Consider the following 21,975-nt stretch of genomic DNA (forward strand, 5'->3'; position numbering starts at 1 on the left):
AAAAATGTAAACTCACAGAGAAAGGAACCTTAATCGGTTCCTTTTTTCGTAGTTTTTCGCGGGATAAAATATTGCGCGGAGCAAATACTAAAGTAAAAAGAAAAGAGGTATTTTGTGAACGCAGTTATTTTGGCGGGCGGCTTCGGAAGCCGATTAAAGCCGCTTACCGACACCGTCCCCAAACCCATGCTTCCCGTGGCTAACGCGCCCATGATAGACTACGCGGTGTCGCATTTATACAGCGCGGGTATAAAAGATATGATTTTCACGCTCGGTTATTTTCCCGAGCAGGTTGCCGCGTGGGAAGAGGGCTATGGCGGCATTAAAACTCACAACATAATAGAAAACGTGCCGCTTGGCACCGCCGGAGGGGTGCGAGAGGCTCGGGAGTTGGTAGACGATAGATTTATCGTTGTGAGCGGCGACGCGCTCGAAAACATAGATTACGCGGCTATGCTTTTATCTCATGTGCGTAGCGGCAAGGCGGCAACGATTGCCGTTACCCGCGTGCCCGACCCGCGAGCTTTCGGGTTGGTGGAATACGACTCGTTCGGCACTGTTACGGGATTCACCGAAAAACCCGAAAACGCCGATGCCGACGGAGTGGTGAATTGCGGCGTGTATATTTTCGACAGCTCCGTATTGCGTTACGTTCCTAAGGGCGTTAAATACGATTTCGCCCGCGATTTGTTTCCCGAGCTTGTACAAATGAGGCAGATAAACGCATATTATCACGACGGATTTTGGTCGGACGTGGGTTCGCCGCAATCGTATTACGAGGCGAATTTCAAGATGATGCGCGGCGGCTTTTTCGCATCGCCGTTTAACTCCCGCCGAACCGTTTCACATAAGCTCGGCGGCGACGATTTTTCTTTGGCGGCTTATTCCTCATTGGTTGCGGGGCGAATTTCGCACTGCGTTATAGGCGCGGACTCCGCCGTGGCTTCCGACGCGGATATATGCGACTGCGTGGTTATGTCCGGAGTAACCGTGAGAGGGCGGCACTTCGGAGAAATAATAGGCGACGACTTTACAATGCGAATACTTGCGCCCGACGCGGAAAAATTTCGCAATTCTCCCGAAATTTACAAAAATTTTTCATAAAACCGCATAGATTGTCTTGCTAAAAATTATCTTTTCCTATATAATAGAAACGGAACTTAAATAAAGGATTTTTTTCATTATCATAGGAGGATAGTTTGCAAAAAGTTAATCATGCTAAAGAACCCGCCCTCAAGGTTATTTTTCTTGGGGGTGTGGGTGAAATCGGAAAAAATATGACCGCTCTCGAGTTCGGGGACGATATTATTATCGTTGATTGCGGCAGTGCGTTTCCCAACGGGGACATGCCCGGAGTGGACCTCGTAATACCCGATATAGCCTATCTCACCGCAAACCGCGATAAAGTTCGCGGAATTGTGCTCACTCACGGACATGAAGACCACATAGGCGCATTGCCGTATATCTTGAAAGAGCTTCGCGTGCCCGTATACGGCACGAGGCTTACGCTCGCACTTTTGGAGTCTAAATTCCGCGAGCACAGAATGGATAACGTGAATTTGGTTTCGGTAAAGCCGCAAAGCATTATCACGCTCGGGAAACACTTTAAGGTGGAGTTTGTGCGCGTAAGCCACTCGGTGGCGGGTTCGTGCGCTCTCGCCATTACTACGCCCGTGGGCGTTGTGTTTCATACCGGCGATTTCAAGGTGGACTACACGCCCATAGACGGCAACGTAATAGACTTGCAGCGCATTGCCGAACTCGGGCAGAGGGGCGTTTTGCTTTTGCTCGGAGAGAGCACCAACGTAGAGCGCAAAGGCTCGTCTATGAGCGAGGCAACCGTAGGCAATTCGCTTAACGGCATTTTTGCAGAAAACTCCGACCGCAGGATATTCATAGCTACTTTCGCGTCTAATATTCACCGCTTGCAACAGATTATCGACCTTGCCAAAAAGTATAAGCGCAAGATAGCGTTTTCGGGCAGGAGCATGATAAATGTAGCCGACTGCGCGGCGAAAATAGGCGAACTCAAATACAACAAAGACGACGTTGTGGATATAGAGAAGATAAACAAGGTGGAAGACAAAGACCTTGTTATAATCACTACGGGCAGTCAGGGCGAGCCTATGAGCGCGCTCACACGTATGGCGAGCGACGAATTCAGCAAAGTTCGTCTCGGCTACAACGATACCGTGGTTATTTCGGCGTCGCCCATACCCGGCAACGAGCGCATGGTGTATAACGTAATCAACAATCTTTACCGCCACGGCGTTCGCGTTATATACGAGCGTTTGGCGGAGGTTCACGTTTCGGGTCATGCCTGCCAAGACGAGTTGCAACTTATTCATTCGCTTATAAAGCCCAAATACTTTATACCCGTGCACGGCGAGTTCCGTCATCTCAAAAAGCACGCAGAGCTTGCAATGCGCATGGGAATGCCGTCGTCCAACATAATTCTCACCGACATAGGCAATTGCGTGCTCGTTTCCAAAAAGACAATCAAATTCGGCGACAACGTGCCCGCGGGCTACCTGCTTGTAGACGGTTTGGGCGTGGGCGACGTGGGCAGCGTGGTATTGAGAGACCGCAAGCACCTGTCCGAAGACGGATTGTTTGTAATAGTGGTGGGCGTAAACACCGTGTCTGGCGAAGTTACGGCGGTGGAAATAACCTCGCGAGGATTTGCCTATCAAAAAGAAGACGACTTGTTTGAAGAAGCAAAAGAGATAGTGCGCAGAACTGTTGCGCAAGCCGACATAAAAGAGATAGCGGGTGATTACAACGGACTTAAAAATTCCATACGCAAAGAGTTGAAGAATTTCCTGTTCCGCAAAACGCGCCGCAATCCCATGATACTGTCGCTCATTCTCGAAAACTGAATAATATATGCCGTTCAAAACGCCCGGAAAAACGAGCGAATACATTCGCGAGCTGTTAAAGCTGAGCGGCGTTTTGCCGTGGGAAAAGCGCATTTTGGAATATGCGGATAAAAATATCATAGCGGTGTTGCTCCCCGAAACCGCGGCGTTTTTGCGGCAAGCGGTTATGCTTTCAAAGCCTGTGCGAATACTCGAAATAGGCACTGCGATAGGCTACAGCGGCATTTTAATGCTTAAAGCCGCCCCGAGTAATGCCAAACTGTATACCATAGAGTATGACGAGCGGCGAATAGAAACGGCTAAATCGTTTTTTCGCGACGAAGGGCTTATTGACCGCGTTGTGTTTTACGCGGGCGACTCAACCGAAATTGTTCCAAATATCAGCGGCGAATTCGATTTCATATTTTTAGACGGTCCGAAGGCGCAATATTGCGAATACCTTCCGTTTTTGAGCAGGGCTCTCGCTTTGGGCGGGGTGATGCTATGCGACAACGTGCTTTATGAAGGCATGGTGTCGGGCGAGAAGGAGATAAAGAACCATAAGGGCGGACTCGTGAAAAAGCTTGATTTGTTTTTGCGTAAACTTATGGCGGATAAGTCGCTTGTTACGAGCGTGTTGCCTGTGGGCGACGGCGTGAGCTTGAGCATAAAAGCAAATTGAATTACGGTACGGAGAAATAGAGCGTATGGCGGAATTATTGGCTCCCGCGGGTAACCGCGAAAAACTCGAAACGGCGTTGCATTTCGGCGCGGACGCGGTGTATCTCGCAGGTTGCGAGTTCGGGTTGCGGGCATACTGCGACAATTTTACAAACGACGAACTTGCGGCGGCTGTAAAATTTTGTCATGAACGCAACAAAAAAGTATACGTAACCTTAAACATATACGCTTACGACCAAGACCTGGAAAAAATAGCCGATTACGCCCGTTTTCTAAGTGAAACAGGGGCGGACGGGGCTATAATTTCGGATGCGGGCGTGATTGCATGCGTAAAAAAAGCCGCGCCCGCTCTCGAAATACATCTTTCCACGCAGGCAAACGTGACTAATTCGTACGCCGCGCGGTTTTGGGCGGATAACGGAGTTAAGCGCATAGTGCTTGCGAGAGAAACGAGCCTTGAAAACATAAAACGCATGCGCGACGCACTTTTGCCCGAAACGGAACTCGAGGCGTTTGTGCACGGCGCAATGTGCGTGGCGTATTCGGGTCGGTGCTTACTTAGCGCGGCAACTACGGGAAGGAGCGGAAACCGCGGCGAGTGCGCCCAAAGTTGCAGATGGGAATACGCGCTTTGCGAGAAAACTCGTGAGGGCGAGTATTTTCCTATATCGGAAGACGGGCGCGGCACTTATATACTGAACAGCAAAGACCTTAATATGCTCGCCCATATAGACACGCTGATAAAAGCGGGCGTAAGCAGTCTTAAAATAGAGGGCAGGGCGAAAACCTCGTATTATCTCGCCACGGTTACAAACGCGTACCGCCGCGCTCTCGATTTGTTTTACGCCGCGCCGAACGATTTTAGATTGCCCGATGAGCTGTTGCTCGAGCCGTACAAAACGAGTCACAGAAAGTTCAACACCGGTTTTTATTTCGGTTCTGCGGAACAGTATACTCAGTCGGCTAAACCGGAGCAAACGCACGAGATGTGCGCGGTTGTAAAAAGCGCGGAAAACGGCGGCGCGATTATCGAACAGCGCAACCGTTTTAAGGAGGGCGACGAGTTGGAAATTTTATCGCCAGAAGAGTCTTTCGGCAAAACCGTGACTGTGGGGGATATGCGCGACGAAAACGGCGAGCGCGTATCCGACGCGAAAATAGTTCAGCAGAAACTGTTTATTTCCACCGATATAAAATTGTGCGCAGGCGATATCTTGCGAAAAAGAACGAATAAATAAATTAAGCCGCAGGCGATAAAGTAAAAGACTTTCCGGATAAGGAAGGTCTTTTTTATGAGGACAGGCAAAATTCGACAAGAAATTTCATATATTGTATGGTCACGTTTTTGCTTAAGGAGCATGCCATATGATATTCGAGAGTTTCCTCACGTTTCTCGGTAAAGTCTTTTGTTTTACCTCTTACGTAAACAACAAGGGGTCTTTTCCGCAACCGCTTACGCCCGAAGAAGAGCGGGATTGCATAGAGCGCACCAAAAACGGCGACAAAGCCGCGCGCGAAAAGCTCATAAGGCACAATTTAAGACTTGTGGCGCACATAGTGAAAAAATATTCCAATGCGGGCGAAGCCGACGACCTCATATCGGTGGGAAGCATAGGGCTTATAAAGGGAATTGAAACATTTGAATACGGCAAAGGCAGTCAGCTTGCAACGTATGCGGCAAAGTGCATTGAAAACGAAATACTCATGTACATACGCGCAAACAAGAAACACCGCGGAAACCTGAGCCTTTCGGAGTCGGTGGGCGTAGACAAAGAGGGAAACGAAATAACCCTCATGGATATACTTCCCATGAAAGAGGAGAGCGTGTTCAAGAAAGTGGAAACGGGCATATTGCTCGAAAAGGTTCTCAAAGTGATAGACACCGCGCTTAAAGGTCGGGAAAATACCATAATCAAAATGCGATACGGCATAGGGTATCCGCGTTCGTACACCCAGCTCGAAATAGCCGCAAAACTGAATATATCGCGCAGTTACGTTTCCAGAATAGAAAAGAAAGCTCTCGAAAAGATATACAAAGAACTCGACGTTTGAAAATAATTGCCCGAAATCGTTGCAAACTTTTCTCTATAGTGCTATAATAATTGCGAGATGACCGAACGGTTGCGCGCCCGAGGGCGCGAGGAAAGTCCGAACACCGCAGGAACAGAACGCCGGCTAACTACCGGTGGAGGCGACTCCAAGGAAAGTGCAACAGAAATAAACCGCCCGAAATTCGTTTCGGGTAAGGATGGAAAGGCAGGGTAAGAGCCTACCGCTTTGGCGGCAACGCCGAGGGCTATGTAAACCCCGTTCGGTGCAAGATGCGGGAGCTATGGTTTGTTCCGACCGTTCCCCTATATCGCTCGACTCTTTCGGCAACGAAAGGGCTAGACAGATAACCGTTCCAGACAGAATTCGGCTTACAGGTCATACTCGCCATTAAGCGCGTAAACTGCGGTTTGCGCGTTTATTTTTTTTATTTGCGGGCATAATTCGCACGTTATGAAAATCGTGCTGTGTGTATTTATAGTAGGCATATTTGTTGCGTATCTTTTAACGGTTTTGCGCCGAGCGGCAGAACCCGACTTTGCCGCGAAAGGAATTCTTTCGGGTGAAAAGTTGGGCTACAAGCTCACCGCGCTTGCGTTTTCTTCGAAAAAGGTAAGGAGCGGCAACGGCATGAGTTTGCGTTTCGTGCGCAAAAGACTTATCGCCGCACGTAAGTTTATAGGCGAACTCGAGAGTAAAGGCGTTCCGCTCGAGGACTGCGAAAGAAATTTTTTCAACGCTTACTTTCGTATAGACGAAGCATTGGGCAAACTGACCCAAAGCAAAAAAGCGTTTCGCTCTTTGCCGCATATAAACGGCGTTCCGCGCCTGTATTCGTTTTGCGAGCTGTTGGTTAAAAGTACGGGAGGTCTGCTCGGCAAAGAAAGCGTTCGCTCCGCGGTGAACACCTATTCCGCCGAAACTCCGCTCGGATTTCGCGAAATAGCCGAGCTCGAAAATATGTTGCGCTTTGCCGTTTGCGAGTATTTGGCGATATGCGCCGCTAAAATTACCGCAATGCGCTCGCGCGAAAAGTCGGGGAATTATCTTTCCGTAACGGCGGAATATAACGCACGCGTATGCTCCGCCGTAAACTCTCTGCATACTCTCGGTTCGTTTATGACCGACAAATTCGTAAATTCGCTTTCGCCCGTTTACCGAGTGCTAAATGAAGGCAACGACTCTTTTTATATGCTTTCCGAAAGCACAAAAAGAATGTATTTGTATGAAATCGCGCGAGTTGCGAAGCGCAGGAATATGGCGGAAAAAACGGTTGCCGCCGAGATTTTGTTCCGCTCGGAAAAAGACGGCAAAGATATTTCGCACTATATTCTCGCTCCCAAAAAAAGCCGAGGAGTTCAGCGAGCGTACGCGATAGGATTTTGCGTTGTGGTGGTAGGACTCGCCGTGGCGAGCGCGTTTATCGTGCCGCGGCTCGGTTGGCTTTACGCATTGCTCGCGTTGCCGATTTTTGCGTTCGGCGCGGATTTTTTATTGAGGCGAACGGCGGGGCGTGCCGTTAAACGGCGTTATTTGCCCTCTTACGACGTGAAATATTTGGACAAGGCAAAGCACCGCACCGCAATACTCTTTCCCTGCTTTGCCACAACCGAAGAGGATATAGCCGACGCTTTCTCGCATTTGTCTACTGTTGCCGCGGCTAATCCGCAAGATATATTTTCGTATGCCTTGCTGTTCGATTACCCGCGTAGCAGTGCCGAAACCGCCGAGTCGGACGAGGCGCTCGACAAAAAAATACGCGAAGAATTTGCCCGCCGCAAAGAACTGCACGGGCGTTTGTGCGCACTCGTTCGCAAACGCAAAAGAGTGAGCGGCGAAGAGTATTTTCAGGGGTATGAAAAAAAGCGGGGTGCGGTGCTCGATTTCAACAAATTCATGCTTAGCGGCGAGGGCGAGTTTTCTCTCAAACTCGGCGATACGCATTTATCCGAATACGTGATAACTCTCGATTCGGATACTTTAACTTGCGATTGCGCGGAACTCGTTGCGATGAAAGCGCACCCGTATTGCGCCGACTCGGCGATACTTTCGGTGAATTGCAAGCCGAACGGAAAGCGTTCGCTTTACGCAAAACTGTTTGCGGGCGAAACCGGACCCGGCAGGTACAGACAAAGCAATGCGGATATTTCGCACGACCTGTTCGGACTCGGAAATTATACGGGCAAGGGAATATACGACGTTAAGAAATTTCAGGCGGGACTCGAAAGCTTTTTCCCCGATAACCGAATACTGAGCCACGATTATATAGAGGGCGCGGTGGCGGGTTGTATGAATTCTTCGCTTAACGCAAGCGAAGATTTTCCGCAAACTTTCGAGGCGGGCTTTACGCGCGATTTGCGGTGGCTTAGAGGGGATTGGCAGTTGTTGCCTTATACTCGCGGCAAGATAAAGAACAAAGAGGGCGTTAAAAGAAAAAGTCCCATAGCTCCCGCCGCCGCTTTTGCAATCGCGCTCAATCTCGTGCTTTCGCTTGTGCCCGTGGCGCAGTTGTTCGTGCTCGGTGCGGCTTTGGCGGCGTATCCCTATCCGTCGGTGCTTGTTATAGCGTTTGCTCCGCAAATACTGCGTTCGGTTTTCGCGCTCGCGGCGGCGTATGGAAATCCTCGCGCCGCTCTTGCCGAAATTGCGCGTTGCCTGTTCGATATAGCTTTACTGCCCACTTTGGCTATTTATAAGCTGTGCGCCGTGGCGGTAACTTTATATAGGCTTGCGGTGGGGCGCAAGTTGCTCGAGTGGAGCGTATTCGCGCATGCAAAGGGCAAAATTTCGATTATCCCAAATTTGGTTGCGTTCGCGGTGTTCGCCATAATTCCCGCGATATTCGCGCCGAACGTATTCTTTTTTTCGCTCGCCGCCGTGTTTGCAGCCGGCGCGGCATTGCCGAAGCTCGTGAGCAGGGAGAGCGGAATTAAAGATAAATCCGACGTTCTTTTATCGCAATTGCACGAAACCGCAAAACGCACTTTCGAGTACTTTGCGGCGCAGGAGAACATGTATCCGTTGCCCTGCGATTGTTATCAGGCGGACAACGCGAAAGGTTGGTGTGCCCGCACTTCGCCTACAAATATAGGAATGTCGCTCGTAGCTTACGCCGCGGCGTACGAAATCGGCATTATAGATATGGGCAGACTTACGGCGTACGCCGAAAAAATCGTTTCCGCGGTAGAGCGTTGCGAAAAATACGAAGGGCATTTGTATAATTGGTACGATTGCGAAACCCTATGCGTATTGCCGCGCCGCTTCGTGTCTTCGGTAGACAGCGGCAATTTTACGGTTGCGTTGAGCCTTATGCTTACGTATTTCGAAGGCAAACTCAAAGAACGGATACAAAAACTCATTGACGAAACGAACTTTGCCGCACTGTACGACGATGAGCGCAAACTGCTTTATATCGGTTACGACGAAGAACTGAAATCTTGCACCGAAAATCACTATGACTTGCTCGGAAGCGAGAGCACTCTCACGTATTTGTTTGCCTGCGGCTACGGCAAGATACCCGCGGATACATTTTACAACCTCGACCGAAACGGAGTGCGCGGCGAAAACGCCGTAACGGTGTTCAGTTGGACGGGCGGCATGTTCGAATATTTAATGAGCCGTCTTTTCATAAACCCCGAAAACGGAACGCTGTACGGTGAGGCGATGCGCGGCGCGGTAAAGGCGCAAATTAACTACGCGCAAAAACTCAAAAGCGAGGTTTGGGGCATATCCGAAAGCAGATACGCGCAGTTCGACGAGTGCGGCGGCAATTTGTACAGAGCTTTCGGAGTGCCGAATATTGCCCATTCGCATCTGCCTTCGGTTCAGCCGTTTGCGCCTTACGCCGCTTTTTTGGCGTTGCCGTATTGTTCCGAGGTCGATTTCGTTTCCAACCTTAATGCGTTTATAGCTTTGGGCGCATTGGGAGAAATGGGGTACTGCGACGCCGTTGACTGCGAGGCGCCCGTATTAAGCTACATGACCCACCACCAAGGCATGATACTCGCCGCGTGCGCCAACGCCGTAAAAGGCGACGTACTGTGCGAAAGGTTGCAAACTCTTCCGCAGTGGAGGGCGGCGAAACTTTTGTGCGGCGAAGAACCTTTGCGTAAGGCGCGGCGCAAAAAGAACTTTGCCGCAAGCGAAGCTCGCGAGCAGATAGAGGACTGCGGCATTTATTTGTGCAAAACCGCGGGCGCGTACGTTTCGGCGGCGAAAGACGGCGTTACTTTCGGGTATGCGGATAAAGTTTTGTTGCGCGATTTCAACGTATGCGCAAACGGCGGCGACGGGCGGGAAACGCTTTTATGCGGCGATTTTTACGCGCGGGAAAAGGCGGCGTGGCATACCGAAAAAGAAAATTATATTTGCGATACCGAGCTTATGCTGTTGCCGTGTCCGCTGTCGGTAGCCGTTACGGTAAAATACCGCAATATAGCCGATAAGCGGCAAAACGTGCGTTTTACGGCGTTTGCCGACGCCGTGCTTGCCCGCAAGGAAGATTTCGAAGCTCACCCCGCGTATTCCAAAATGTTTATAGATACGGGGCTGGGCGGCAATCGCGAATACGTTTGGGCGCGTAGAAAAAAAGACGGCGACACAGTGCTTTGCTTTATAAACGCCGACTCCGAAATCGACTATTGCGCGAATAAGTGTATCGTGGATGGGCGAGGGCGCGGAGAAAAGTTCGGGCAAAATCTCAACCCCGTTCTCTCGGGAGAGTTTACCGCCGCGGTAGAAGTGGGCAAAGTGTATTCCTTTACCTGCATATTTGCGGTTGCCCACACCGTGGAGCAAGCCGACTATGCGGCTCGGCTCGGACTGTCGCCGAACAGCGTGGAAAAGTTTGCGGGAGCGTCGGTAAGACTTGCCCGCGATATTTCGGACAATGCCCGCAAGATTGCCGCGGGTCTGAACGCGCGCAGATATCCCGCGTTGAAAGCGGGCGGTGTAAGCACCGATAAGCCCGCAGTTACCTATGAGGTGTCCTCGTCGTCATCGCCCGAAATAGGCTTGTTCCTCGCCGACGTGAAACTTTTGTACGAAACGGGTTTTTCTTTCGATACCGTGCTGTTTTGCAGGTATAGGCGTAACGAATATCCCACCGAGTTTTTCGACGCCGAGCACGAAGTGGAGAAATCGGGCGTGCGGTCGGCGTGCGGAAGAAACCGCGTAATAGTTTACAAGTGCGCAAACGAGGAAGAACGAAACGTGCTCAAAAAGCATTGCGCAAGCGGCAAAACGCTCGAGCGGGTGATGTGGCAGGGCGGAAAATTCGTTCGATACCGCGAGCTTTCGGAAAGTAAGCTCAATCGCAAGTCGGATTTGCCGCAACCCGAATTCGCGAGCGATATCGTTCGTCCTCTCGGGTTGGGCGGATTTACCGAACGCTTTCATTACGCCGCGGATTTGTCCGAAAAAGACACGCCTGCGCCGTGGTGCAATATAATATCCGACGGCGACATGGGAACGGTGATTACCGAAAGCGGCGGCGGGTTCAGTTTCGGTTGCAACTCGCGGCAAAGCAAACTTACAAAGTGGTGCAACGACCCCGTAAAAGACGAGGTTTCGGAACTCATAGCGATTACTTGCGGAAACGAGAGCGTCAGCGTTACCAAAAAACCGCTCGAAAACGCCGCGAGATACGGCGTTGTTCACGCGTTCGGATACAGCGTGTTCACCTGCGAATACGGCGGCGTAACCGCAAAACTCACCGAATTTGTTTCGCGCGACGAAACGCGAAAGATTTACGATTTGCAAATACGCAACAATACAGGCGAAGCGATGGATATAGGAGCGGTGTTTGCCGTTCGTCCCGTGCTCGGCGATTTCGCATACAATACTTTTTCGTCGCTCGAATACACTCCGTACGATAACGGATTGGAAATATTCAATCGCGGCAACGGCGAAAGAGCGTATTTGCAGTGCGACTGCCAAACCGCGGCGGTAGGCGCGGACGTTATAAACAAAGAACTCGTTTTGTACGGCGAAGTGTCGGCAAGCGCGTGCTACGCGGGAGTAACAGCCGCCGTAAAACTCGGAGCGGGAGAGAGCAAAACAGTGAAATTTTCGCTTTCGCCCGAAAAATGCGCCGATATGCGCGACTCGCAAAAAGAGTTAGAAAAAGTCGAACTGTTTTACGACCGACTCGCAAAAGTCACTTTCGACGGCGAGTTCGGATATCTTACAAAATGGTTGCCCTATCAGGTTTACAACGCGCGAATGAAAGCGCGTGCGGGCTTTTATCAGGTGAGCGGCGCATACGGATTTCGCGACCAGTTGCAAGACTGTTTGGCTCTTTTGTATTGCGACCCCTCTCTCGTGCGCGAGCATATACTCGAGTGCGCCCGTCATCAGTTCAAAGAGGGCGACGTTCAGCATTGGTGGCATCCTCCCGCAATAGGCGTGCGCACCCACATGTGCGACGACCGATTGTGGCTCGTTTACACGGTGTGCGAGTACGTTGCGCACACCGGCGATAAAGCGGTGCTCGGCGAGTACGAGCCGTTTTTGTGCGATATCGCCATATCTCCGAGCGACGTTTCCGTTTATGCTTCCGCTGAGTTTTCGGACGAAAAAGCAACTGTGCTCGAACACTGTTTGCGCGCGCTTTACGTAAGCATGGATTTCGGCGAAAACGGGCTTGTGAGAATGCGCGGCGGCGATTGGAACGACGCCATGGACAAAGTGGGCGAACTCGGTTTCGGCACAAGCGTGTGGTGCTCCATGTTTTTGTATCACGTTACCGAACGGTTTTTGCCGCTTGTAAAAGATATCGAAATTTGCGACAAACTGCGCTCCGTGAATAAGTCTTTATACGAGGCTATTTGCGCGGCTTACGAAAACGACAGGTTTTTGAGAGCGTTTCGCGACGACGGAACGCCGCTCGGTTCGGAAAGTTCGAGCGCGTGCAAGATAGATATACTCACTCAAAGTTGGAGCGTGATAGCCGGCGTTGGCTCTGCCCGTCAGCGTGCCGATGCGCTAAACGCGGCGTATTCGGTGCTGTGCGACAAAGAGCATAAAATAATCAAGCTGTTTTCGCCTCCGTTCGAGTCGTCGGAGGGCGTGGGGTATATAGGCGATTACCCGCTTTGCGTGAGAGAAAACGGCGGGCAGTATACGCAAGCGTCGGTTTGGTACGTGTGGGCGTTGTTCGCGAGCGGGCAAATCGAAAGGGCGAACGAGCTTTTGCGGTGGTTGAGTCCCGCCGACAGGTGCGCGACTTACGAGGACGTGCAAAAATACTGCGTAGAGCCGTATGTGAGCGCGGCGGACGTTTACGGCGGCGAGAACGCGGGCAAAGGCGGTTGGACTTGGTATACCGGTTCGGCTTCGTGGCTGTATAAATGTTTGATAGAGCAGTATGCGGGCATAAAAATGAGAGGGGACGTGGTGAGTTTCGACCCCAAACTCCCCAAAGACACCGCCGAACTTAACGTAACTTTCCTATTCGGCGGCGAACGCATTAAAGTAAAAATAGTCAATTCTTCGCTCGGCGGAGAGTGGCGAGTGCGCATAGGCGAAGTGATATACAATACGGCTTCTCTCAAACTCACCAAAGGACTTTCGGGAAAAAATATTGCTGTAATACGGTTGATTAAATAACATAAAAGTATTATAATAAAACCGTAACTTTCGTAAAGTTTCCCTCGTTCGCTTGACAAAACCGCGGGGGGGGGTACAATTGGTATAATACGAAAGTAAGGAGAAATAACTTTATGTTGAAAATCGAACATCTTACCAAAGCATACGCGAAAAGCAACGTAAAAGCGGTGGACGATTTGAACCTCGAGCTTAAATCGGGCGAAATCTTCGGATTTTTGGGACCGAACGGCGCGGGCAAAACCACCACAATCAAAATGCTTACGGGAATACTCGGATACGATACGGGCAGTATTTCGATTTGCGGTCACGACCTCAAATCGGAAAGCACGAAAGCCAAACGAAACATAGGCTACGTTTCCGACAGCCACGTTATATACGATAAACTTACGGGCAAAGAGTACGTTGAGTTTATGGCGGATATATACGGAGTAGACGTTGCGACGCGCAAAGAGCGTGCCGACAAGCTGTTGGAAAAGTTCGAGTTGCGCGACGCCTACGGTTCTCAAATACGCACTTATTCTCACGGCATGAAGCAGAAGATAAGCATAATAGGCGCGCTCATACACAGCCCCGACCTCTGGGTTTTGGACGAGCCTATGACCGGTCTTGACCCGCAGTCGGCTTTTCAGCTCAAAGAGCTTATGCGCGAGCATTGCGCCGACGGCAAAACGGTGTTTTTCTCCACGCACGTGCTCGAGGTTGCGGAAAAGCTGTGCGACCGCATAGGCATAATAGTTAAAGGCAAACTCATCACGGTGGGAAACCTCGAGGAGATAAAAGCGGCGCAGGGCGACAGCTCGCTCGAAGAAATATTCTTGTCGGTTGCCGGAGGCTCGGGCGAACATGCATAACTTTTTATCAATTATAAAGTTACAGCTCAAAAATATGTTTCGCAGAGATAAAGAGCATGCGAATATAAAAAAGACCGTGGGGCTTGCCGTGGTGTGCGCCGTGCTATACGCGGCGATAACGGCCGGGCTTATATTCGTAATATGTTATATGTCCGCCGTAATGTCCGCTCTCGAACTTGAAAGCGAATTTATTGCTTTGATACTTACAACGGGCTTGCTGTTCGTACTCATTTTCGGCGTAGTGGTTTTGTTAACGTGTTTGTATTTTTCCAAAGATACGGAGTTTTTCCTTGCGTTGCCCGTTAGACCGAGCACGGTGTTCGCCGCGAAAATGGCGATAGTGTACTTAACCGAACTCGTAACCGCCGCGCTTCTCATGCTTCCGCTTATGATAACGGCAGGCATTATGATGAAGCTCGGAGTGCTGTATTACGTTATGATACCGTTCGCGATAGTCTTTCTGCCCGCAATTCCGCTGTTTATTGCTTCTATAATATCTATACCCATAATGTATTTGGTGTCGTTTTTCCGCAATCGCGGCGCACTCGGTTCGATATTCGTGCTGTTGCTTATGGGCGGACTGTTTGCGGGGTATTACGTGCTTGTAATGAATATGCAAGACTTAAACCCCGACAACATAGACGTTGAAGCCGTGCGCAATATGTTCGTAAAGATTGTGCGGGTGCTGTATCCGTTATACGCTTTGGGCAGGGCTATGACCGCCGCGCCCGTATTCGGCTTGGGCGTTGCGGCGTCGGTTGCCGTAAATATTTTTATATTCGCGGCGAGCGTTGCGGCTTTCGGAGTTATAGCTTTGCTGATTAGCTCGGCGGTATATCGCAGAGGTGCGGCAAGTCAACTCGAAGGCTCGAAGAAAACAAAAGCGGTGAACGCGGAGTATCACGGTTCGAGCGCGCTCAAAGCTCTCATGAAAAAGGAATTTCGCGATATAATCCGCACGCCCGCGTTTGCTCTCAACTGTTTGCTTGTTATAATACTGTGTCCCATAGTGGTGGGATTTGTGGGCTTTTCCACGTCGGCGACTAAATTGCTCGGCGAGGTGGGCGAAGTAGGCGAGGACGCCGTAGTCGTTACCGCCGAAATGATAGCGGAGCTTCAAACGATAATGCGATACGTTTTATTCGGGTTTACCATGTTTATGGGCTTGAGCGCGAATATAGGCCCTGCGACCGCGTTTAGCCGCGAGGGCGAAAAGTTCTATTTTTCCAAAATCATTCCCGTTGACTACGCAACGCAGGTAAAAGCCAAATCGTACGTTTACATTTTGATAGGTTCCGTTACCGTAGTTGTAACCTCCGCGGTTACGGCAGTGCTCAATTTCGACGCCGTGTTTCTTATCTGCTCCATTGTATTTATGCTGATATACAATTTCGCGTTGGTGCATTTCGGCTTGTGGCTGGACTTGAACCGTCCAAAACTAAAATGGGTTACGCCAAACGAAGCGATGAAACACAACCGCAACGCCAATATCTACGTGCCTATAGCAATGCTCGTTTCCATTGCTTTGGCAGTTGTAGCGGCGTTAACGAATATAGTGTTTACCGCGCGTTTGGGGGCGCTCGGCGGATTTTTGTCTTGGGCTTTAATGTTTATCGCGGTTATCACGCTCGCCGTGTTGAGCGCGGCATTCCTGTATAAGAGCTGTGAAAAGAAATTCGAAGCCGTGGAAATGTAATTTGCAACTTAAAAACGCGTCCGATTTGCGGGCGCGTTTTTTGTTGCCGTTAAAGGCTTATGGTATCTCTAAAGACTTATTGTGTGTTCGTCGTCGCGTATGAGCGCCACGTTGTAAACGAAATATTTTCGGGTGAAGAAATTGAATACGAATATCGCCAAGGATATCGCGATTTTTATCCACCATACGTTACTGCCGGTAAGACCGAAAACATTCGAACATATAAGACTGCATATTGTGGTAATGGTAAGACCTATGAGCGCGAATATCGCAAACTTTGTAAATCCTTTGGCGTTTTTTCCCACGTTGCCGTATTCGTATACGAAAAAGGTACACATTATATAATTGAACAGCACCGATATAACGAAACTGAGCACCGTTGCTATCAGATATATTGAAACGGGGAGTACATAAGTGCTGTTCGGCTTAAGTTTTCCGGTAATAACTCCTATAAATCCGTCGTACTCGCTTCGACCCGCCAAATACAAAATCACTGCGGTAATGAGAAAGTCCAAAGCAGTGGAAACAATTCCCACGGCAATGGACTTGAGATATTCTCGTCTGACGCGTTTGTTTTTAAGCGCGCGGAAAAATTCTTTCATTACTTATTCGGAGTAAACCTTTCGAAAATTATGTTGTCGCAATAATCTTTTACTTTTTCGTAGTCGGCGTTGCTTCGCACCGTCCAGGCAAGAGTGGGTAAATTCTTTTTGGCAACGAATTTGTTGGGCAAATCCGCGCAGCAGTAGGAAATAAAGTGCGGGTCGGATATTTTCGTTACTTTGAGCTTTGCGAGGGCGTTGCGCTTAAGGAGAGTAAGACCGGTAGGCGCGGCGCTCGCAAGCTGTCCGCGAATAAAATCCGGTTCGTTTTTGCGGAAATATTCCATTGAGTAGGGGTCGAAAGATTGCATTGCAAACTCGCCGTTGTAGCTTTTCAAGATATCTATAACTTTGCGTTCGAGTTCGCCTATTTTGCAACTCACTTTGGTTTCTATCAAAAGCGGAACTTTGCCGTTCACTGTTTCGAGCGTTTGCTCCAAAGTGGGTATAACTTGGTCGGTGCCGTTGAGTCTTATTTCCGCAAGGTCGGCTTTGCGCAGATTTGAAGCGTAGCCGTCTTTGGCGGTCATGCGCCCCAAAACGTCGTCGTGAAAAACGATAACAGTGCCGTCGTCTATTATGCGCACGTCTATTTCTATGGGGTAGCCGTTTTCCACAGCTTTTTCAAATGAAAGAAGCGAATTTTCGGGAATATCTTCGTTGTGCAGTCCTCTATGAGCAATCGGCGTGGTAAACAGCCGAGAATTTTTTACGTCCATATAATCTCCGTTGATTTTTTACTTGAGCACGTAGCTTAGTATAACACCTTTTTTGATTTCATGCAATCAATTAACATAAAAAGCCCGATTTTATTTGCTATTTCTCGGCTTTTCGCTTATAATACAAAAAGAGGTTTACATGGAAAGGCAGAAACACATACGAAATTTTTGCATTATAGCGCACATAGACCACGGAAAGTCTACGCTTGCCGACCGTTTGATTGAAAAGACGGGCACGGTATCCATGCGCGAGCTTACCGACCAAATTCTCGACAGCATGGATATAGAGCGCGAGCGCGGCATCACTATAAAACTTACGCCCGTGCGCATGAAATATTCCTACAACGGAGAGGATTACGAACTCAATCTCATAGACACGCCGGGGCACGTCGATTTTACATACGAGGTGTCGCGGTCGCTCGCCGCGTGCGAAGGCGCGGTGCTCATAGTAGACGCAACGCAGGGCGTTGAGGCTCAAACTTTGGCAAATGTGTATTTGGCGGTTGACAACAACCTTGAGGTTATACCCGTTATAAACAAGATTGACCTTCCGAGCGCGCGCCCCGAAGAAGCGATACGCGAAATAGAAGACGTTATCGGTCTGCCCGCCGAAGACGCGCCTTTGGTGAGCGCTAAAGAGGGGCTTAACATAGAAAAGGTGCTCGATAAGATAATTACCGACGTGCCGCCGCCGTCGGGCGATGAGAACGCGCCGCTCAAAGCTCTCATTTTCGACTCCTATTACGATAATTACAAGGGCGCGGTATGTTTGGTGCGCGTTATAGACGGCTGCGTAAAAGCGGGAACGAAAATCCGCATGATGCACAACGGTAAGGAGTTTGACGTTACCGAGGTTGGCATTTTCAATCCCAAGCCCATAGAGTGGCATTCGCTCAAAGCGGGCGACGTGGGATACGTTTGCGCGAGCATTAAAAACGTGTCGGACACCGAGCCGGGCGACACCATAACCGACGCTCTCGCGCCCGCCGCCGAGCCGTGCCCCGGTTACAAGAAAGTACAGCCCGTTGTATACTGCGGAATATTTTCCACCGACGGAAGCAGATACAACGACCTAAAGGACGCTCTCGAAAAGCTCAAGCTCAACGACGCGGCTCTTTTCTTCGAGCCGGAGGTTTCCGTTGCGCTCGGGTTCGGTTTTCGTTGCGGATTTTTGGGACTGTTGCACATGGAGATTATACAGGAGCGGCTCGAGCGCGAGTTCAATCTCGACCTCATTACCACCGCGCCGAGCGTAAACTACATGGTTTACAAGACCGACGGAGAGGTGGTTACGGTGACAAATCCGAGCAATTTGCCCAATCCGTCGGAAACGGACAGGATAGAAGAACCGTTTGTTAAAGCTATGATTTTTACTCCGCCCGAATATATAGGCTCGGTAATGGAACTTTGTCAGGACAAGCGCGGCACATATATAAACATGGTTTATTTGGATAAAACCCGCGTGCGCATAGAATACGAAATACCGCTCAACGAAATAGTTTACGACTTTTTCGACAATCTCAAGTCGCGCACGCGCGGATACGCGAGTTTCGATTACGAGATAAAGGGCTACAAAGCCGAGGACCTCGTAAAGCTCGACATACTTTTGAACAACGAAATTTGCGACGCGCTCAGCATAATAGTGCACCGCGAAAAGGCGTATGCTCGCGGTCGCTCCATAGCCGAAAAGTTGAAAGAGGTGATACCTCGCCAACTGTTCGAAATACCCATACAGGCGTCTATAGGCAATAAGGTTATAGCCCGCGAAACGGTAAAGGCAATGCGCAAAGACGTGCTTGCCAAGTGTTACGGCGGCGATATCACGCGAAAGAAAAAGTTGCTCGAAAAGCAAAAAGAGGGCAAGAAGCGCATGCGACAGGTGGGTAGCGTGGAAGTGCCGAGCGAAGCGTTTATGTCGGTGCTCAAACTCGACGACAAGTAGCCGTAAAATGCAAAAGCAGGGGTTATACGTTCATATTCCGTTTTGCCGCAGCAGATGTTCCTACTGCGGCTTTGTTTCGTGCACCGATATTTGCGCGGCGGAAAAATACGTCGGGTCGCTCGTATCCGAAATGAGAGAGAGGGCGGGCGGAGAAGCCGACACCGTATATATCGGCGGCGGAACTCCGTCGGTACTGCCGCGCGGACTTTTAACGAAAATTGTCGGCGCGTTGCGAGAGAATTTTGCAATAAGCGAAAACGCCGAAATCACCGCGGAAGCCAATCCCGACAGTTGCGACTCGGAGTTTTTGCACGAGGCGAGAGAGTGCGGAATAAACAGGTTGAGTTTGGGCGTTCAAACTTTGAACGACTGCTTGCTCGCGCGGATAGGGCGGCGGCACAACGCCGAACAGGCATACCGCGCGGTGCGCTCGGCGCAAAAAGCGGGGATAACGAATATAGGATGCGATTTGATGCTCGCTCTTCCCGAGCAGACCGAAAAAGACGTTGTTTACGCCGTGGATACGTTGGCTTCGTGGGGAGTAAAACACATTTCGGCATACTCGCTTTCGGTAGAGAAAGAAACGGCGCTGTATAACAGCGGTTACGCGCCCGACGAGGACAGGGCGGCGGATATGTACGAAGCCGCGTATGGCAGGCTCAAGGCTCACGGATTCGAGAGATACGAGGTGAGCAACTTTTGCAAGGCGGGACACCAAAGCCGACACAATCTCAAATATTGGCGGCTCGAGCCTTACGCGGGGTTGGGCGCGGCGGCGCACTCGTATAACGGAACGGTTCGCAGTCGCAACACCTCGAATATAAGCGAATACATTTCGGGGCGGCGCGGCGAGGTTTGCGAGCAAACAAGCATGAGCGAAAAGCTCGAAGAATATATAATGCTCGGGCTCAGAACAAAATACGGCGTAGAGTTTTCTAAGCTGAACGCACTGTTCGGCGGCGATTGGCTCAAAGCCAAAGCGCGGGAAATTTCCGAGCTTTGCGAGGGCGGATATATTCGCCGCTCGGAGCGGGGCATAACGCTTACCGAAAAGGCGTATTTCGTGATGAACTCCGTGATATTGCGGCTTATTTGAAAGCGTAAAAACAGCAAAAATATCATTGCAAAGATTTGACATGCGCGTTTGTATATGGTATATTATATTTAGCACTCAAGCGGGTAGATTGCTAATAGTCGGTGCGCTACAGTGCTAATATTCGAGGAGGAAGCCGAGCGCGTTGGGCATATCGGGCAGAAAAGAAAAAATACTGCAAGCGGTAGTTGACAGCTACATAAATTCATGCGAGCCGATATCGTCCGCGGAAATAAAGGAACATCATCTTCCCGCGCTCAGCACGGCTACGATAAGAAACGAACTCGCCGCCCTCGAAGAAATGGGGTATCTCGTTCAGCCGCACACGTCGGCGGGCAGAATACCCACGGCGGAAGCGTACCGCCTGTACGTTGAACGGCTTATGCCCAAGCGCAAGCTCACGCGAAGCGAGCTTAAAACGGTTAAGCGTTATTTCAACCGCAAAATAACAGAGCTTGACGACGTACTGAAAAACACGGCTAAGGTGATTTCGGAAATAACAAATCTTACGAGCGTTGCGTACGCGCAGGATATCAGCGACGCGGTGATACAAAACGTAAAGATTGTTAAAGTTACGAACACCACCGCGCTCGTAATCATAGTTACGAGTTTGGGAATACTCAAAGACGCGACTCTTTCGGTGGGCGCGAACGTAGACGACGAATACTGCAACACCACCGGCGAGTTTATGACCGAGGTATTTGCCAATCACACCATAAATGAGGTGTTAAAGCCAAACAATCTGATAAAGAAAGTAAAAAAAGAGTACGAACAGGTTTTCAAAACCGTGCTTAAAATCTTAAAGTCGTACAGTCACGAAGAGATGATTAGCGATATAGTGCTCGAGGGCAGCGCGAAGATACTCGAACAGCCCGAATACTCCAATCTGCAAAAAGCGAAAGCGATGCTCGAAATACTCGACGCGAAAGAAGAGCTTGTGCCCGTTCTCAAAAACAACGACGATATGAACTTGTCTATTAAGATAGGCAGAGACAACGAGATACGCGAAGGCATGCCCGAATGCGCGATAGTGACCGCGAGCTATTCCATAAACGGCGTAAACATAGGAAACGCCGGCGTAATAGGTCCGATAAGAATGGACTATCCCAAAGTTATCTCGGTACTCGATTATATCGGTAAAACGATAAACATGCTGCCCGAGCACGCCGGACAAAGTTCGGACGGAGAGGGCGACGGCGGCGAAAGCGTTTCCGACGGCGAGTAGCAAGAAATAAAGGAAGGTAAAACATGGCAGAGGAAAAGAAAGAAATTACTCACGAGCGAACGGAAGAGCCAAAGACTCCTCCCGTTCAGCAAACGGCTCAGCAGCAAACGGCTCCGCAACAAAACGCGCCGCCTCCGCAGTCGCCGCAGTCGCCGCAGGCGCAAATGGCTGCTTTAATGCAGCAGCTCGGAGTGGCTCAAGCCATAGCGGTAAAGGAAAAAAACCGCAGCGAAGAGCTTGCCAATTTAGTCAACCGAATGCAAGCGGATTTCGACAACTACCGCAAGCGTAACGCCGAACTCAACAAAAAGCAGAGAGAAGACGGCATGGTTGCGGTGTTCGAAAAGATTGTGCCCGTGCTCGACGTGCTCAAACAGGCGATTTCAATGATTAGCGACGAAAAGGTTGCGGAAGGCGTAAAGATGATTTACCGCCAAATAACCGAAATGCTTTCCGGCTTCGGCGTAACCGAAATACCCGCGCTCGGCGAGCAGTTCGACCCCAACTTGCACAACGCTATAATGCAGGTAAAGGTAAAAGACGCCGACAAAGTAAACATGGTGGTGGAGGTATTCCAAAAGGGTTACCGTATGGGTGACAGAATTATACGCCACAGTGTTGTAAAAGTAGCCAAATAAACAAAAAATAAAT

General features: G+C 50.0%; 14 protein-coding genes and 1 other RNA gene. 13 read left to right on the plus strand and 2 right to left on the minus strand.

What is annotated here, in order from left to right; genetic code table 11:
* The first annotated feature begins 114 nt into the window (after window positions 1-114).
* From NFR55_RS01535 to NFR55_RS01575, 9 genes are all read left to right on the plus strand, one after another.
* Window positions 115-1,104, plus strand: a complete 990-nt coding sequence (locus NFR55_RS01535; protein ID WP_251545515.1) for a nucleotidyltransferase family protein — start codon at window positions 115-117, stop codon at window positions 1,102-1,104.
* Window positions 1,105-1,199: 95 nt separating this feature from the next.
* Complete coding sequence (locus NFR55_RS01540) at window positions 1,200-2,879, plus strand: ribonuclease J (RefSeq protein ID WP_275556898.1); 1,680 nt, start codon at window positions 1,200-1,202, stop codon at window positions 2,877-2,879.
* A 7-nt stretch (window positions 2,880-2,886) separates the two neighbouring features.
* Window positions 2,887-3,540, plus strand: a complete 654-nt coding sequence (locus NFR55_RS01545; protein WP_251545519.1) for an O-methyltransferase — start codon at window positions 2,887-2,889, stop codon at window positions 3,538-3,540.
* Window positions 3,541-3,565: 25 nt separating this feature from the next.
* The gene (locus NFR55_RS01550; RefSeq protein ID WP_251545521.1) at window positions 3,566-4,777 is read left to right on the plus strand and encodes a peptidase U32 family protein; all 1,212 of its coding nucleotides are present in this window, start codon (window positions 3,566-3,568) and stop codon (window positions 4,775-4,777) included.
* 127 nt (window positions 4,778-4,904) lie between these two features.
* Window positions 4,905-5,591, plus strand: coding sequence for an RNA polymerase sporulation sigma factor SigK (gene sigK / locus NFR55_RS01555; protein WP_251545523.1), 687 nt, complete (start codon window positions 4,905-4,907; stop codon window positions 5,589-5,591).
* A gap of 53 nt (window positions 5,592-5,644) precedes the next feature.
* An RNA gene (gene rnpB, locus NFR55_RS01560) (RNase P RNA component class A) lies at window positions 5,645-5,979 on the plus strand.
* A gap of 62 nt (window positions 5,980-6,041) precedes the next feature.
* On the plus strand, window positions 6,042-13,196 hold the full coding sequence (locus NFR55_RS01565; protein ID WP_251545525.1) for a GH36-type glycosyl hydrolase domain-containing protein: 7,155 nt from the start codon (window positions 6,042-6,044) through the stop codon (window positions 13,194-13,196).
* A gap of 113 nt (window positions 13,197-13,309) precedes the next feature.
* Window positions 13,310-14,047 carry an ABC transporter ATP-binding protein gene (locus NFR55_RS01570; protein ID WP_251545527.1) on the plus strand — a complete coding sequence of 246 codons (738 nt, stop codon included), beginning with the start codon at window positions 13,310-13,312 and terminating at the stop codon, window positions 14,045-14,047.
* The gene (locus NFR55_RS01575; RefSeq protein WP_251545530.1) at window positions 14,040-15,743 is read left to right on the plus strand and encodes a putative ABC transporter permease subunit; all 1,704 of its coding nucleotides are present in this window, start codon (window positions 14,040-14,042) and stop codon (window positions 15,741-15,743) included. The genes NFR55_RS01570 and NFR55_RS01575 overlap by 8 nt, the downstream gene beginning before the upstream one ends.
* A gap of 68 nt (window positions 15,744-15,811) precedes the next feature.
* Here the strand turns inward: NFR55_RS01575 and NFR55_RS01580 are convergent, their stop codons facing one another.
* Window positions 15,812-16,345, minus strand: a complete 534-nt coding sequence (locus NFR55_RS01580; RefSeq protein WP_251545531.1) for a GtrA family protein — start codon at window positions 16,343-16,345, stop codon at window positions 15,812-15,814.
* Window positions 16,345-17,064 (minus strand): glycerophosphodiester phosphodiesterase family protein, encoded by a 720-nt coding sequence (locus NFR55_RS01585; protein WP_251545533.1) that lies wholly within the window; start codon window positions 17,062-17,064, stop codon window positions 16,345-16,347. The genes NFR55_RS01580 and NFR55_RS01585 overlap by 1 nt, the downstream gene beginning before the upstream one ends.
* A gap of 139 nt (window positions 17,065-17,203) precedes the next feature.
* Between NFR55_RS01585 and lepA the strand changes: the two genes are divergently transcribed.
* The 4 genes from lepA to NFR55_RS01605 all read left to right on the plus strand — a co-directional run bounded on the left by lepA (window position 17,204) and on the right by NFR55_RS01605 (window position 21,962).
* Window positions 17,204-19,006: a translation elongation factor 4 gene (gene lepA / locus NFR55_RS01590; protein ID WP_251545542.1), complete on the plus strand. Its 1,803-nt coding sequence runs from the start codon at window positions 17,204-17,206 to the stop codon at window positions 19,004-19,006.
* A 7-nt stretch (window positions 19,007-19,013) separates the two neighbouring features.
* Entirely contained in the window at window positions 19,014-20,102 is a 1,089-nt protein-coding gene (gene hemW / locus NFR55_RS01595) for a radical SAM family heme chaperone HemW (RefSeq protein WP_251545545.1), read from the plus strand.
* A gap of 142 nt (window positions 20,103-20,244) precedes the next feature.
* Entirely contained in the window at window positions 20,245-21,324 is a 1,080-nt protein-coding gene (gene hrcA / locus NFR55_RS01600) for a heat-inducible transcriptional repressor HrcA (RefSeq protein WP_251545546.1), read from the plus strand.
* 23 nt (window positions 21,325-21,347) lie between these two features.
* On the plus strand, window positions 21,348-21,962 hold the full coding sequence (locus NFR55_RS01605) for a nucleotide exchange factor GrpE (protein WP_251545548.1): 615 nt from the start codon (window positions 21,348-21,350) through the stop codon (window positions 21,960-21,962).
* Window positions 21,963-21,975 lie beyond the last annotated feature (13 nt).

Source organism: Pumilibacter intestinalis, from assembly GCF_943193005.1.
In the GTDB taxonomy this organism is placed as follows: domain Bacteria; phylum Bacillota; class Clostridia; order Christensenellales; family Pumilibacteraceae; genus Pumilibacter; species Pumilibacter intestinalis.

What these genes read in the sequence shown, in the direction of transcription:
- NFR55_RS01545 (WP_251545519.1), top strand. Translation starts at nt 2,887, where the DNA reads ATGCCGTTCAAAACGCCCGGAAAAACGAGCGAATACATTCGCGAGCTG.
- NFR55_RS01550 (WP_251545521.1), top strand. Translation starts at nt 3,566, where the DNA reads ATGGCGGAATTATTGGCTCCCGCGGGTAACCGCGAAAAACTCGAAACG.
- NFR55_RS01570 (WP_251545527.1), top strand. Translation starts at nt 13,310, where the DNA reads ATGTTGAAAATCGAACATCTTACCAAAGCATACGCGAAAAGCAACGTA.
- NFR55_RS01580 (WP_251545531.1), bottom strand. Translation starts at nt 16,345, where the DNA reads ATGAAAGAATTTTTCCGCGCGCTTAAAAACAAACGCGTCAGACGAGAA.
- NFR55_RS01585 (WP_251545533.1), bottom strand. Translation starts at nt 17,064, where the DNA reads ATGGACGTAAAAAATTCTCGGCTGTTTACCACGCCGATTGCTCATAGA.
- NFR55_RS01565 (WP_251545525.1), top strand. Translation starts at nt 6,042, where the DNA reads ATGAAAATCGTGCTGTGTGTATTTATAGTAGGCATATTTGTTGCGTAT.
- hemW (WP_251545545.1), top strand. Translation starts at nt 19,014, where the DNA reads ATGCAAAAGCAGGGGTTATACGTTCATATTCCGTTTTGCCGCAGCAGA.
- lepA (WP_251545542.1), top strand. Translation starts at nt 17,204, where the DNA reads ATGGAAAGGCAGAAACACATACGAAATTTTTGCATTATAGCGCACATA.
- NFR55_RS01605 (WP_251545548.1), top strand. Translation starts at nt 21,348, where the DNA reads ATGGCAGAGGAAAAGAAAGAAATTACTCACGAGCGAACGGAAGAGCCA.
- NFR55_RS01575 (WP_251545530.1), top strand. Translation starts at nt 14,040, where the DNA reads ATGCATAACTTTTTATCAATTATAAAGTTACAGCTCAAAAATATGTTT.
- sigK (WP_251545523.1), top strand. Translation starts at nt 4,905, where the DNA reads ATGATATTCGAGAGTTTCCTCACGTTTCTCGGTAAAGTCTTTTGTTTT.